We start from the raw sequence: 12,679 nt of genomic DNA on the forward strand, positions 1-12,679 counted from the left end.
AAGGTATGACTGACAGAACACAAACGCTGGACACGCCGCCGGTGATAACTAAGAAAAAAGGCGACAAGCAGCTGAATGTGGCGCGCCTGCTGCTGGAAGGGCGCGCGTTCATCGCGCTGCTGGTGATTATCGCCACCTTCTCCATGTTGTCGCCTAACTACTTTACCGGCGCAAACTTCCTCACCATGGCATCGCACGTGGCGATTTTCGGTCTGCCGGCGATCGGCATGCTGTTAGTGATCCTCAACGGCGGCATTGATTTATCAGTGGGCTCTACGCTTGGTCTCGCCGGGGTAATGGCCGGATTTATGATGCAGGGCATCAACCTCGAAGCGCTCGGCGTGGTGCTCTATTTGCCGGTGTGGGCGGTGGCGATTTTGACGCTGGTGGTCGGCGCGCTGGTGGGATTAGTCAACGGCGTACTGATCGCCTGGTTCCGCGTCCCGGCATTCGTCGCCACGCTTGGCACCATGTATGTGGCGCGCGGCATTGCGCTGCTGATTACTAACGGCCTCACTTACAACAAACTCTCAGGCAGCGAAGCGCTGGGAAATACCGGCTTCGACTGGCTCGGCTTTAATCGCATCTTCAATATCCCGGTTGGCGTGCTGGTGCTGGGTGTGGTGGCGCTGGCGTGTGGTTTCCTGCTCAGCCGCTCGGCGTTTGGCCGCTGGCTGTACGCGTCGGGTGGCAACGAACGCGCGGCCGATCTGTCGGGCGTGCCGGTGAAGCGCATCAAAATCAGCGTCTATGTGTTGTCTGGCGTCTGCGCCGCACTTGCCGGGCTGGTGCTCTCCTCACAGCTCACCTCGGCGGGCCCAACCGCCGGTACCACCTATGAACTGACCGCCATTGCGGCGGTGGTGATCGGTGGCGCGGCGCTGACCGGTGGACGCGGCAACGTGCGCGGTACGCTGCTTGGCGCGTTCGTGATTGGTTTTCTCTCTGATGGCCTGGTGATTATCGGCGTCTCTGCTTACTGGCAGACGGTGTTCACTGGTGCCGTGATCGTGCTGGCGGTATTGCTCAACACTTTGCAATACGGACGGCGCGCTCGCTAACTCACGCGCGCGGTTTCAGCAGCGCGCGGATATCCGTAAAACCTGTACCCCATATAATAACGGAGCACCAACTATGTTTACTAAACGTCTCTTCATCGCGGCCGCGGCTATGGCCATCACCACTTTTGCTGCACCCACCTGGGCAGATAACGGGTTAATGACCATCATCGTTAACGATCCTTCCAACCCTTATTGGCTTACGGAAGGTCAGGTGGCGCAGAAAGCCGCTGAAAAGCTGGGCTACAGCGCCAAAGTCAGTGCGCACAAAGGCGATACCAATACTGAAAGCCAGCTGATTGATACGGCGATCACTAATAAATCGAAAGCGATTATTCTCGACCCGGCTAACGCCGATGGCTCGGTCGGCTCGGTGAAAAAAGCCATCGCCGCCAATATTCCGGTGTTTATCATCAACGCCGAACTGAATCAGAGCGGCCTCGCCAAAGCGCAGCTAGTATCCAACAACGCGCAGGGCGCGGCGGTTGGCGCGATGGAGTGGGTGAAGCAGGTGGGCGATACCGCGAACTATGTCGAGCTGGTTGGCCCGCCGTCAGATAATAACGCCGCCACCCGCGCCAATGGCTTCGACACCGTGCTGACGCAATACCCTACGCTGAAGAAAGTCGGCCAGGAAGTGGCTAACTGGGATCGCACTCAAGGCTTCAACAAAATGCAGTCGCTGCTGCAGGCCAATCCCAATATCAAAGGCGTGATCAGCGGTAATGATGAAATGGCGCTGGGCGCGATCGCTGCATTGAAAGAAGCGGGCAAGCTGAATCAGATCAAAGTCGGCGGTTTTGACGGTTCACCGGATGCGGTCGACGCGGTGAAAGCCGGTACGCTGGCTTACACCGTGATGCAGCCGGTAGCGCAGTTCGCGCAGAAAGCGGTAGAGCAGGCGGATAGCTTCCTGAAAACCGGGAAAACCGGTGCGGCATCGGAGAAGCAGCTGTTTGACTGCATTCTGATCACCAAAGAGAACGCCGGTAACTTTGCTTCACCGTTTGTGTTGAAGCAGTAAATAACCAAAATCACGTAGGGTCGCCATTTATGGCGACCTGATTATAACGACATGAATATACGATCCGGACAATTTGCCAAAACCCATTTTAAACGCTGTAATGAGTGCCGAACCCGCTTTCCGCTTCACTTTCCCGGATGAAATATGGCCCACAACCCGCAGGACTCTTCCCTTGGCGTATTTATGGCCGAAACCCTACCCAGCGATAGCCGTCAGGCGCGCCAGCTCGCCCGTCGCCAGTTAATCGCCGAAGCGGTGATGGCTGAAGGGGCGATTCGCATCGAAGATATCACCGATCGCTTCGGCATCAGTTTGATGACCGCGCATCGTGATATTGACGAGATGGTCGAACGCGGACTGCTGCATAAATCGCGCGGCGTGGTCTCTGCGACGCCAACCAGCCTGGTTGAATCCAGCGATATCTACCGCGCCACGCGTCAACTGGAAGAGAAGCAGGCGATTGCCGATGTCGCCGCCACCTATCTCGAACCGGGCCAGGCGATTTTCCTCGATGATTCCACCACCGTGCTACAGATGGCGCGGTTACTCTCCGCACGCGCGCCGCTAACGGTAATCACCAATTCACTGACCTTGATGAACGAGCTACGCAACGGCCGCGATATCACGTTGATGGGCTTAGGCGGACAGTTCTATCACTGGTGCAATGCGTTTATGGGCCGTATGACGCGGGATGAAATTGCCAGCCTGCGCGCCGACGTGTTCTTCGTCAGCATGTCTGCGATTATCGACGATGCGGTGTTCCATCAATCTGCTGAAACGGTGGAAACCAAACGCGCGATGTTTGACGCCGCACAGAAGCGCATTCTGATGATGGATAACACCAAGTTTGAACGTCGCGCGCTGCACCGCTTTGCGCATCTCAGTGAATTCGATGTGGTGATTGTCAATCAGGGCACGCCGGTACCTATTTTACGTCGTATGCAGGATTTAGGTGTAAATGTGGTGGTCGCCCCAATGAAAATAAATCATTCGGTTGATTCGTAAAAAGAGGGTCCCTCTAAATGGCGACCTGGAGATATATGGTATGCCAATCTTTACATTAATTTAAATATATTCCCGCCTCGTTGATTTTTTTACTTTCTTTAATATGTTCAGCGTCTTATTCGGGAATTTCCTGGTCATGAACGCGCCGTAGTGCTCTATGTTTAATATTCGGCCCTGGTTCAGAATGATGAGGTATCTGATGCTGATTAAACTTAAGCGCACACGAACGCACGATGAGGACAGGAATCTGGCAATGTGGCTCGCCACCGCAGCCGGCGTGCTCAATGCGATCGCTTTGGGGGCGTTTGGCTTTTTCCCCTCACACATGTCAGGTAATACCTCACAATTATCCAGTGAAGTGTCGAACGTTAACTTCCGAGATATCACCTTTTTAGCCACCATCCTGTTTGCCTTTGTTTGTGGTGCAGTCACGGCGAGAATGGTGGTGATCAGCGGATTAGCCAATGGCAATCGTATTATATTCTGCCAAATATTGTGGGTTGAAGGGCTGGCCTTAATCGCGTTATCGCTGTTTGAAATGTTCTTTTATTCATCGGCCAATAACCGGGAGGTTATTGTTATTCTCGGCTTCCTGATGGGCGTACATAATTCAACCTCAACGCAGTTATCCAATGGCCGCGTGCGCTCAACCCATATTACCGGCACCTTAACCGATGCCGGGATTTCACTGGCATCAGTATTAGCGGCGCTGTTCCGCCGCGATCCGTCGAAACAACTTTCGGGCCAGAAACGTCAGCTGTGGACGCATCTGACTACCATTTTCTCTTTCCTGATTGGCGGGATTATCGGCCTAATGATGTTTAAACATCTTGGTTTTAAAGCCATGGCGATGGTGGGTGGCTTACTAGTGATTGTTGCCACGTTGGCGATGGTGAGAACGGTGGCGCGCGTAAAGCGGACGGCCTCATAATCTGATGAGGCGGTGACTTTCTCGCCGCCTCGCTAGTACCAGCACCAAATAGGAATTTTTACCTTCCACCTCAGCGTAAAACACCTTAAATTCACGCCGACGAGCAGTGCCAGTCACAACAGATTGGGTATTTTAACAACAATCAAATAAACAACTTTTGCATGCCATCTATTCATGGCAGTGAGGCTTTGTATGCTTTTAAAACGCAGCTGTAATATCGCTATTGTGGTGCTGGTTATGTTTTCTGTTACCGCTTGTGGCATGTCGCATCGTGGCAGAAATACCGCGATTGGTGCTGGTGTTGGTGCGGTAGGTGGGGCGGTGCTTACCGGTGGCAGCACCTTTGGTACGCTGGGCGGTGCGGCAATCGGTGGTTTGATTGGACATGAAGTGAGCCGTTAATTAATACTTCCACGCCTAAATAAGGAACTTCATTAATAACGCATTTATGCTACATAGGAGATTCTGTTTATTCCTACGATAAAAGAGGCGATGACATGGAGTTCCACCATAAAAGCTGGCAAGAAAAAGCCTTCGATTTAGCCAATCAGGGTATTTCGTTGGATACGCTGGGTGAAAAAGAGGCAGCAGCCTGTTCATGGGCTGCTGCAGCTGAAGTCGCTAAAGCGCATTTGCGAGATAATGATATCTATTATTGGATTATGAGCGGCTACGGCGCGGTATTAATCCAATGTCAGCGCTATCTAGAAGCCATTGAGGCAGCAAAAGAAGCCCTTGAATGGGAAGCGCAACAAAACCAGATTCTTTCTCGAATGACGCTCGCGCGTGCACTTTATGCGCTGGGTGCGGGAGATGGTGCAAAATCTTATTTCCAGCAAATTTATGACATGAAAGGTGACGACATCTTTGTGGCATTTCCTGAATTCGAGCCAGCAACACTTCGTGAATTAGTCAGTATCAGGAAATAACCGTAGGGCGATTCTCTCCGGTCATCATCCAGAAAACCCGCAGCACCTGACGAGCGGTACGTTCAAGAGAACGAGCTGTTTCACGCTTTAACAGAGTGTGGTTGAATGATGCCGAGCTTGTGGGGATTTAAAGCTAATTCAGAGACGACATCTGAATTTAGCCGCCACATCTAAAGGGCGTATAATGTATATTATGTTAAATGAAGTATCTGAACGCGCACCAAAACCTCACCTAATCCCGATATCAACCGTCACCCTTTCGAGTGACGCTTCTGATCAAACATCCGCATTAAGGCGGCTGGTAATAATCTCAAGGCCAATCTGCTGGCCGTATGAAAGCTCAAGCGTGTTGCCATCTGGATCGGCGAAAAATGCCCAATAGCCTACTGGCGCGGATGATTGCTGCGCGGGTCGGCGTAACACGCCTTCGCGTTCTGCCAAAATAACTTTGGCATCAATCTCTTCTTTGCTGTCGCACGCAACGCCAATGTGACCAAACGGCCCTAAAGGAGTATCCACCGTGGTTTGAGATTGCACCAGCACCAGCGCAAACGGACGCGTCAAATCAGAAAGCCATGCGACTTTTTGCGCTTCTGCAATGCCGGGTTCACGCTCATGGATCACCTGCATCCCTGCGTAACGTTGATAGAAGTCGATGCTGCGTTCTAAATTTCTCACTTGCAGCGCTATGTGGCTAAAACCAATATCGTGCTGTTCCATATTCCATTCCTGTGAAATCACCAAAACAGGAATATGTCATAAATTGTTGCTGGCACTTGTTCATGAATGCCTAAATATGCAGCTCATACACCACGCAAGGCACATCGTAGTGTTGCTCAATCGCTTTGTAGGTCATGCCCAGCCGCTGCATCACCTTTTGCGATGCGGCATTTTCAGGATCGGCCACCGCGACCAGATAGTTAACCCCGACATGTTCGACCGCAAACTTAACCATCGCCTGCGCGGCTTCTGTGGCAAAACCTTTACCGTGATAATTAGCATTAAGACGCCAGCCTATTTCCAACGGCGCGCCATCCTGATTGGCTAAATGCTGCAGGCAGCACGCACCAACGATTTCGCCAGACGCTTTTTCCCGCATCGCCCACCAGGAAAAACCATATTGCTGCCAACGCGATTGAACGCGTTCAATACTCGCCAGGGTTTCTTCTGGCGTTTTAACCACGCCATTACTGATATAACGCATAATTTCCGGGTCGTTTTCCATCGCCCGCAGTCCGTCAAAATGCGCGAGTTCAAAGGGTTCCAGCCGCAGTCGGGTTGTTTCTAATTCCATTATTCCTCCGCTTTATGAAGAGCCTGCACCAGCGTCATGGCATACGGTGACGCTTCAGAAATATCCAGCTGCTGCTCCAGCTCAATAAGATGATCGCGCATCAGCTGCTGCGCTTTAGCGGTATTGCCGGCAATCAGTTCATCAATGATGTGCTGATGCTCGTCGCACTGACAAACCGGCATCTCATTGCGCTGATACAGCATCACAATTAACGAACTTAACACCATCAAATTATTGAGAATATCTTCCAGCACTTTGTTGTCGGCAATTTTGCCCAGCAGCAGATGAAACGCGCCAAGCTGATACACCACCCGCTGTCGTTCCTGGCTGTTAATCGCTTCATGTTCTTCTTTTTGTTGCTGCTGCAATTGCACGGCAAACGCCGCCATTTTTTGCGGTGTAATGCAGGCAATTATGGCCGATTCAATGGCATGGCGAGCCGTGAAGATCTCACGCGCGGTGGTGGCTGATGGCTGCTCAACAATGGCGCCGACATTAGGTTCGATGGTGACGATGTGTTGCAACGCCATGCGCTGCAGCGCCGCCTGCACATGGTTGCAATGCGTTCGCCCTGCCACACCACTTCGCCATCCGCCAGCAGGCAGTGATCGCCATCTCGATAGCCCACCACCCACGCGGCGCGCAGTCGGGTTACTTTTTCGCTCATCAGAACAGGCACTCCCCGTCAGCGGCGATCAGTTTGCCGCCTTTGAATACCTTACGGTCGCGCGGCAACTCCACCAGCGCTTCCACCATGCTACGGCCGGGAATCAACACCAAATCGGCGCGATTGCCGGGCTGCAAACCATAATTGTCCAGCGTCATCACGCGGGCACCGCCAAAGGTAATGGTGTGCGCCGCGCGCATAATCTGGCGATCCTGACGCCAGCGATAGCGCAGCCCCATGGTGACGGCGCGTTGCAACATATCGCCGCTGCCGTAAGGGCTCCAGGTATCGCGCACGCCGTCATTACCGGCGCAAAATGCCACGCCCGCGTCGGTGAGCAATTCATAAGGCGGAACCGCGATATCCGCCGGCGCGGTTGTTGCAACCGACATTCCCAGCTCCGCCATCTCTTCGGCAAACTGTTGTTGGCGCGCCGGTTCGACCATGCCGAGACAGAAGCCGTGGCTGAGCGTGACGCGATTATGCATCTGATAACGGCGGGTAAAATCAATCAGCAACTCAAGGCTAAACGCGCCCAGTTCACCGCGTTCGTGCAGATGAATATCCACTTTTTTGCCGTGACGAACCGCCAGCTCGAAGATGATCTGCAGATGGCGTACCGGATCTTTATCGTATGAACAGGGATCTAAACCGCCCACTAGCTCGGCGCCCATTTGCAGCGCGCGATCCAACAGCACTTCAGTGCCGGGACTTTGCAAAATGCCGCTTTGCGGAAACGCCACTATCTCAATATCCACCTGATCGGCCAGCCGACGCCGTGTTTCCAGCACGCCTTCCAGATTCGCCAGACCGATTTCGTTATCAATATCAACATGGGTGCGAATAAATGAGGTACCTGCCGCGATGGCGCGACGCGTGATACGTTCTGACTGCACCTGCGGATCGGGCTGCTGCTTGCGGCGATAATCGCGTTCATTGGCGATGATCGCCGCCAGATTGCGTGGCACTTCGTTGCGATACCAGTCGCGTCCCAGCAAGGTTTTGTCGAGATGAGCGTGGCCATCCACTAAGCCAGGAAATGCCTGCATGCCGCTGGCATCGATGACTTTTGCGCCTGCGGGCATCGGCAAATTATGCCCACGCGTCGCGATAACGCCATTTTCGAGCAACAGGTCTACGCGCTGATTCTCATCAAACGGCATGACATGTTGAATTAACACACTTTCCATCGGCGATCTCCTATTCGGTGAGTCGCTGCTGGCAGCGGGCGATCAGCGCAAACTCATTTTCACGGCTCAGTTCGCCCTGACGCTGCGAGTTGGTATGACCGTGGCCGACCAGTTCACTGCCGGGCAGGCTTACCCAGCGATCGAGCAGCTGCGGGCAATAATCGATGATGGCGGTGTTGGCAATAACCGCTGGCGGAATACCCAGTTCGGCAAACAGATCGGCCAGATACCAGCCGCCGACCCGATTGCCGTAGTCGCGCCACGCATAGTTCAGCACGTCGAGACGATTCGCCCCTTGCGACAGCTTCGCGCCTTCCGGCAAGCCAAACGCGAAATGCTCCAGATTCATGGCGATATACAGCGCCAGACCTTTACCTTTTGGCCACACGGGCAATACCTGATGTTCGATTGAGCTGTAGGCGTAACGCTGATGGCTGGCGATATCCCACATAACCTGCGGCGATGACATAACGGCCTCCTGATTGAACACACATCTTGCGATGTCAGGAGTAAAGCAAGGGATATGCCACTCTAACTTTATTGCTAGCAATATTTCTTAACGCAAGGGATTGGTGGGTTTTTCATCGAAAATTTCTTTCTTTGGGTTGAGACTTGCGGGATCAAGTACGTAGCAAAAAGAGTAAAAGGTGAGCTGTTGGTGTTCGTCGCACCAAACAATCCCTTTCACCGCGTGAATTTGGTTTATTGCGCATGTTGGGGCAAACCAGCAATCTCACCGACATTGGGCACAAGCTACATCTCAGTTGTAAAACCATTAGCCATCACCGGCAAAGTATTATTCGCAAACTTAACTGCGCCAATAATAAAGAGTTATTCAGCCGGTTAAGCCGAATGGGTTATCAGGCAAAGATGTAAAACGTAGGGTCGCCATTCATGGCGACCGATTCACAAGCATTACGCCACCAACCTTGTACAAACCTGGTCGCCATGAATGGCGACCCTACGGTTTAAGTGATTTTGTGTGATTGTGGTTGCATTTTCTCCACTGATTGCTGGTTAAGTGCGCACATCGAGGTGCAGAATGGAATATATAATCCAATGTGAATATATATTCACAAATGCAATCATCTGAGGAGAAGGTCGAATGAGTTCCTACACGTATCCGAAATTCGGTGCCGGCTTGTGGCACTTTGCCAACTATATCGATCGCTACGCCGTAGATGGTTACGGACCGGCGCTCAGTACGCTTGATCAGATTAAACTCGCTGGCAGCGTCGAGGATCTTTCCTACGTTGATGTGCCCTATCCCTTCACTGAAGGCGTCACGGTCGCGCAGGTGAAACAAGCGCTGGCCGATGCCGGATTGAAAGCCATCGGCGTCACGCCAGAAATTTACCTGCGTCGCTTCTCACGCGGTGCCTTTACCAATCCGGATGCTGCCATTCGCAAACAGGCGTTTGATTTGATGCATGAAGCCGCCACCGTGGTGCGTGAGTTGGGCGCTAACTACGTGAAAGTCTGGCCAGGTCAGGACGGTTGGGATTATCCGTTCCAGGTCGATCATAAAAACTTGTGGAAGATGGCGGTGGATGGCATGCGCGAACTGGCGAGCGCCAATCCTGACGTTAAATTTGCGATTGAGTACAAACCGCGTGAACCGCGTGTGAAAATGACTTGGGATTCGGCGGCGCGTACGCTGCTTGGCATCGAGGACATTGGCCTCGATAATGTCGGCGTATTGCTCGATTTCGGTCATGCGCTGTTTGCTGGGGAGTCGCCGGCGGATTCCGCCCAGCTGATTATCGATCGCGGCCGCCTGTTTGGTATGGACGTCAACGACAACCTGCGCGGTTGGGATGACGATCTGGTCGTCGGCACCGTGCACATGACCGAGATTTTTGAGTTCTTCTATGTACTGAAGATCAACAACTGGGACGGCGTATGGCAGCTCGATCAATTCCCGTTCCGCGAAGATCATGTCGAAGCTGCAAATCTGTCGATCCGCTTCCTCAAACATATTTATCGCGCGCTGGATAAGCTGGATATCGCCGCCTTGCAGGAAGCACAGCGCGAGCAAAACCCACTAAAAGCGCAAAGAATTATTCAGAATGCGCTGCTGACCAGCATCGAGCAGTAATTTTACGCCGTAGGGTCGCCATTCATGGCGACCGCAAATGCGAACGGCGCACACGCATTTCACCGTGGCGCCAACGCTCATCAGCACCCTCGCGACCATCAATCAAGCGGTTCAACGCTTCGGCGATCAGCAGATCTATCCGCTGACTAAAGGTGGTGAGCTGGCAGCCTGGCGCGCTGGCTTCTTCGATATCATCAAATCCCACCACCGCAATCTTGGGCATATTTGGCGCGACGCGCATTGCTTCCATCGCACCGAGCGCCAGCACATCGTTTTCACAGAACAGCGCATCAATCACAGGCGCGTCCGGCTGTTGCAGGTAATCACTCATCGCCTGCCAGCTACGCGCGCGATCGTAACAGCCCGCTTTTAGCAGTACATTAATCTGGCATCCCGCTTGTTGCAGCGTAGCTTCAAATCCCTCTTTGCGCAGCAGATGAGACGTCGGTGTATCCGGACCTTGCATAAAGCCAAAACGCTGCGCGCCCTGCGCCAGCAAAAGTTCGGCGATTTGTTTCCCTGCGGCATAACCATCAATCGCCACCACATCAATGCCCTGCGCATGCGTATTGCGACACAGCTGCACCAGCGGAATGTTATACATGTCCTCCACTAGCGTAATCAGCTGCGCCGATAACACCGTGCCGAGAAACAGAACGCCGTCGATCTGCAATTGATCCGCCTGCGTCATCACCGATCGATACGGTTCGCCATCGGTGATGTTGAGGATCAGCGCCATGTAACCACGGCGTTGCAGCTGCTGCGTGGCTTCATTGAGGATCATCAGCGTATGCGGATTCTTTAGCTCGTCGATCACCACGCCAATGATATGCGTCCTCTTCTTCACCAGGCTGCGCGCCAGCAAATTGGGGCGATATCCCAGCTCTTTAGCGATGCGCATCACCTTCTCGCGTGCCTTCTCGGAAATCGAAGCGCCGGGCATAAAAGCACGCGATACCGTCCATTTCGACACGCCCGCAAGAATGGCCACATCGCTGGCCGTGGCCTTTTTCACTGTTCTCGTCATCGGCTCCCTTCCGCTAATTGCCTGGCAAAAAGTGAGCATAGAGCGATTCCTCACGTTAGCAAGAGGCGACTTTCGCAAACTTTGCACCCGGTTGCATTTCTATTATGCACTCGGGTGCAAATCGTGATGATTTTGTGATCGTGGTGATGAAATCAATTTTTGCTGCGTTGACTATTTTTCAACCGTACTTGAGAGTGAAGACAGAACATCACGTTGCCCTTATGAACATGATGTCAATCAGCGGCAGCAATCTGGCCAACTTTGCACCCGGATGCAAAATAAAACAAACCTCCCCTACAGAGATAAAAAAATGAAATTATTCAAGGTAGTAATGCTTATCTGCTGTTTGCTCAGTGTGTTCACTGCCCAGGCGAAAACCTACATGGTTGGCGTCGCTTTGGCTAACCTCGATCTCAATTTCGTTTCCATCCTGCGTAGTCAGATGGAGAAGCAGCTCAAAGACAAAGGGCTCAACAGCCAGTTTGCCGATGCCAAAGGTGATGTGTCCCTGCAAATTCAGCAGGTGGATGATTTCATCAATCAGGGTGCGGACGCGATCATCATCAACCCGGTGGATACGCAAGGCGTGATGCCAGTAATCGCCGCCGCGCAGAAAGCCAATATCCCGCTGATCTTCGTCAACCGTAAACCCGAAGTGAAATTGACCGGCAAAATGGCCTATGTCGGTTCTGATTCTGCGTTAAGCGGCAAGATGGAGATCGAAGCGTTAGCCAAGCGTCTGGATAACAAAGGCAATATCGCCATTCTGATGGGTGCCCTTTCCACTGAGGAAGCGCGTCAGCGTACCAAAGCGGTTGAAGATTATGTTAAGGATCATCCTGGTCTGAAAGTGATCCAGAAACAGAGCGCCAACTGGCAGCGCAACGAAGCGGTCGATAAAACTTTGTCATGGTTGCAGGATGGTAACGATATCAATGCCATCATCGCCAACAACGATGAAATGGCGATCGGGGCAATTATGGCGCTCGATCAGCTTAAGAAAAGCAATGTGTTAGTCGCCGGTATCGATGGCACGCCAGATGGTTTGCAGTTTATTAAGAACGGCAAAATGGCGGTAACGATTTTCCAGGATGCTAAAGGTCAGGCAACCGGCGCAGTCGATGTTGCTTACGACATGCTGAGCGGTAAAAAGACCGAAGCCTACAACTGGGTGCCTTATCAAACGGTGACTAAAGAAAATTATCAGGAATTCACCAGTAAGAATCAGAAGTAACACCGCTTTGTAGATACCGTCTTGCCAGTACCTGGCAAGACATATTGTTCAGTTCGGCCTGGCCGAAGCGCTTAATGCGGGCAGGGTTTTCAACGCTGACGTCATAGCCTTCATCGTGCAGGAAGGTGGCCAGCGGCTCGCTGTACGCGCCATGCAGATATGGCAGTCGCCGAACGGCTCCAGCCATCTCACCCGCAACTTCCCGATGATCAGTCGGGGATC

15 protein-coding genes and 1 pseudogene are annotated in these 12,679 nt (G+C 52.7%); 9 read left to right on the forward strand and 7 right to left on the reverse strand.

Annotated features, from left to right (window positions below):
- The first annotated feature begins 5 nt into the window (after nt 1–5).
- The 6 genes from PanJK_RS06785 (at nt 6) to PanJK_RS06810 (ending at nt 4,947) form a co-directional block, all read left to right on the forward strand.
- Nucleotides 6–1,061 carry an ABC transporter permease gene (locus tag PanJK_RS06785; RefSeq protein WP_265298291.1) on the forward strand — a complete coding sequence of 352 codons (1,056 nt, stop codon included), beginning with the start codon at nt 6–8 and terminating at the stop codon, nt 1,059–1,061.
- 73 nt (nt 1,062–1,134) lie between these two features.
- The gene (locus tag PanJK_RS06790; RefSeq protein WP_007888383.1) at nt 1,135–2,082 is read left to right on the forward strand and encodes a D-ribose ABC transporter substrate-binding protein; all 948 of its coding nucleotides are present in this window, start codon (nt 1,135–1,137) and stop codon (nt 2,080–2,082) included.
- A gap of 144 nt (nt 2,083–2,226) precedes the next feature.
- Nucleotides 2,227–3,087 (forward strand): DeoR/GlpR family DNA-binding transcription regulator, encoded by an 861-nt coding sequence (locus tag PanJK_RS06795; protein WP_256696461.1) that lies wholly within the window; start codon nt 2,227–2,229, stop codon nt 3,085–3,087.
- A gap of 199 nt (nt 3,088–3,286) precedes the next feature.
- The gene (locus tag PanJK_RS06800) at nt 3,287–4,018 is read left to right on the forward strand and encodes a YoaK family protein (protein WP_256696460.1); all 732 of its coding nucleotides are present in this window, start codon (nt 3,287–3,289) and stop codon (nt 4,016–4,018) included.
- 192 nt (nt 4,019–4,210) lie between these two features.
- Nucleotides 4,211–4,420 carry a glycine zipper 2TM domain-containing protein gene (locus PanJK_RS06805; RefSeq protein ID WP_061718879.1) on the forward strand — a complete coding sequence of 70 codons (210 nt, stop codon included), beginning with the start codon at nt 4,211–4,213 and terminating at the stop codon, nt 4,418–4,420.
- Between the two features lie 95 nt (nt 4,421–4,515).
- Nucleotides 4,516–4,947 (forward strand): hypothetical protein, encoded by a 432-nt coding sequence (locus PanJK_RS06810; RefSeq protein ID WP_256696459.1) that lies wholly within the window; start codon nt 4,516–4,518, stop codon nt 4,945–4,947.
- 276 nt (nt 4,948–5,223) lie between these two features.
- On the opposite strand, the gene PanJK_RS06815 is transcribed toward PanJK_RS06810, so the two are convergent.
- The 5 genes from PanJK_RS06815 to PanJK_RS06835 all read right to left on the reverse strand — a co-directional run bounded on the left by PanJK_RS06815 (nt 5,224) and on the right by PanJK_RS06835 (nt 8,567).
- Nucleotides 5,224–5,667 (reverse strand): VOC family protein, encoded by a 444-nt coding sequence (locus PanJK_RS06815; protein WP_265298298.1) that lies wholly within the window; start codon nt 5,665–5,667, stop codon nt 5,224–5,226.
- Between the two features lie 70 nt (nt 5,668–5,737).
- Complete coding sequence (locus PanJK_RS06820; RefSeq protein ID WP_256698712.1) at nt 5,738–6,241, reverse strand: GNAT family N-acetyltransferase; 504 nt, start codon at nt 6,239–6,241, stop codon at nt 5,738–5,740.
- The gene (locus PanJK_RS06825; protein WP_414858939.1) at nt 6,241–6,771 is read right to left on the reverse strand and encodes a GntR family transcriptional regulator; all 531 of its coding nucleotides are present in this window, start codon (nt 6,769–6,771) and stop codon (nt 6,241–6,243) included. Before PanJK_RS06825 ends, PanJK_RS06820 begins: the two co-directional genes overlap by 1 nt.
- 136 nt (nt 6,772–6,907) lie before the next feature.
- Nucleotides 6,908–8,098, reverse strand: a complete 1,191-nt coding sequence (locus PanJK_RS06830; protein ID WP_265298302.1) for an amidohydrolase family protein — start codon at nt 8,096–8,098, stop codon at nt 6,908–6,910.
- 10 nt (nt 8,099–8,108) lie between these two features.
- On the reverse strand, nt 8,109–8,567 hold the full coding sequence (locus PanJK_RS06835) for a hypothetical protein (RefSeq protein ID WP_265298304.1): 459 nt from the start codon (nt 8,565–8,567) through the stop codon (nt 8,109–8,111).
- 218 nt (nt 8,568–8,785) lie between these two features.
- Between PanJK_RS06835 and PanJK_RS23980 the strand changes: the two are divergent.
- Together PanJK_RS23980 and PanJK_RS06840 are read left to right on the forward strand one after the other, a co-directional pair.
- A pseudogene (locus PanJK_RS23980) lies at nt 8,786–8,974 on the forward strand (LuxR C-terminal-related transcriptional regulator); the annotation flags it as partial.
- 229 nt (nt 8,975–9,203) lie between these two features.
- Entirely contained in the window at nt 9,204–10,196 is a 993-nt protein-coding gene (locus PanJK_RS06840; protein ID WP_179452610.1) for a sugar phosphate isomerase/epimerase family protein, read from the forward strand.
- A gap of 22 nt (nt 10,197–10,218) precedes the next feature.
- On the opposite strand, the gene PanJK_RS06845 is transcribed toward PanJK_RS06840, so the two are convergent.
- Nucleotides 10,219–11,223, reverse strand: a complete 1,005-nt coding sequence (locus PanJK_RS06845; protein ID WP_265298309.1) for a LacI family DNA-binding transcriptional regulator — start codon at nt 11,221–11,223, stop codon at nt 10,219–10,221.
- Between the two features lie 310 nt (nt 11,224–11,533).
- Between PanJK_RS06845 and PanJK_RS06850 the strand changes: the two genes are divergently transcribed.
- A complete protein-coding gene (locus PanJK_RS06850) occupies nt 11,534–12,457 on the forward strand; it encodes a substrate-binding domain-containing protein (RefSeq protein WP_256698719.1) in 924 nt (307 codons plus the stop codon).
- Here PanJK_RS06850 and PanJK_RS23985 read toward each other — a convergent pair.
- Nucleotides 12,435–12,644 carry a hypothetical protein gene (locus tag PanJK_RS23985; protein ID WP_372340044.1) on the reverse strand — a complete coding sequence of 70 codons (210 nt, stop codon included), beginning with the start codon at nt 12,642–12,644 and terminating at the stop codon, nt 12,435–12,437. The genes PanJK_RS06850 and PanJK_RS23985 overlap by 23 nt on opposite strands.
- Between the last annotated feature and the right edge of the window lie 35 nt (nt 12,645–12,679).

The organism is Pantoea sp. JK (genome assembly GCF_026130245.1).
In the GTDB taxonomy this organism is placed as follows: Bacteria; Pseudomonadota; Gammaproteobacteria; order Enterobacterales; family Enterobacteriaceae; genus Pantoea; species Pantoea trifolii.

Bases quoted from the DNA above. Each gene is read 5' to 3' on its own strand.
- PanJK_RS06785 (WP_265298291.1), top strand. From the start codon at position 6: ATGACTGACAGAACACAAACGCTGGACACGCCGCCGGTGATAACTAAG.
- PanJK_RS06790 (WP_007888383.1), top strand. From the start codon at position 1,135: ATGTTTACTAAACGTCTCTTCATCGCGGCCGCGGCTATGGCCATCACC.
- PanJK_RS06795 (WP_256696461.1), top strand. From the start codon at position 2,227: ATGGCCCACAACCCGCAGGACTCTTCCCTTGGCGTATTTATGGCCGAA.
- PanJK_RS06800 (WP_256696460.1), top strand. From the start codon at position 3,287: ATGCTGATTAAACTTAAGCGCACACGAACGCACGATGAGGACAGGAAT.
- PanJK_RS06805 (WP_061718879.1), top strand. From the start codon at position 4,211: ATGCTTTTAAAACGCAGCTGTAATATCGCTATTGTGGTGCTGGTTATG.
- PanJK_RS06810 (WP_256696459.1), top strand. From the start codon at position 4,516: ATGGAGTTCCACCATAAAAGCTGGCAAGAAAAAGCCTTCGATTTAGCC.
- PanJK_RS06815 (WP_265298298.1), bottom strand. From the start codon at position 5,667: ATGGAACAGCACGATATTGGTTTTAGCCACATAGCGCTGCAAGTGAGA.
- PanJK_RS06820 (WP_256698712.1), bottom strand. From the start codon at position 6,241: ATGGAATTAGAAACAACCCGACTGCGGCTGGAACCCTTTGAACTCGCG.
- PanJK_RS06825 (WP_414858939.1), bottom strand. From the start codon at position 6,771: ATGGCGTTGCAACACATCGTCACCATCGAACCTAATGTCGGCGCCATT.
- PanJK_RS06830 (WP_265298302.1), bottom strand. From the start codon at position 8,098: ATGGAAAGTGTGTTAATTCAACATGTCATGCCGTTTGATGAGAATCAG.
- PanJK_RS06835 (WP_265298304.1), bottom strand. From the start codon at position 8,567: ATGTCATCGCCGCAGGTTATGTGGGATATCGCCAGCCATCAGCGTTAC.
- PanJK_RS06840 (WP_179452610.1), top strand. From the start codon at position 9,204: ATGAGTTCCTACACGTATCCGAAATTCGGTGCCGGCTTGTGGCACTTT.
- PanJK_RS06845 (WP_265298309.1), bottom strand. From the start codon at position 11,223: ATGACGAGAACAGTGAAAAAGGCCACGGCCAGCGATGTGGCCATTCTT.
- PanJK_RS06850 (WP_256698719.1), top strand. From the start codon at position 11,534: ATGAAATTATTCAAGGTAGTAATGCTTATCTGCTGTTTGCTCAGTGTG.
- PanJK_RS23985 (WP_372340044.1), bottom strand. From the start codon at position 12,644: ATGGCTGGAGCCGTTCGGCGACTGCCATATCTGCATGGCGCGTACAGC.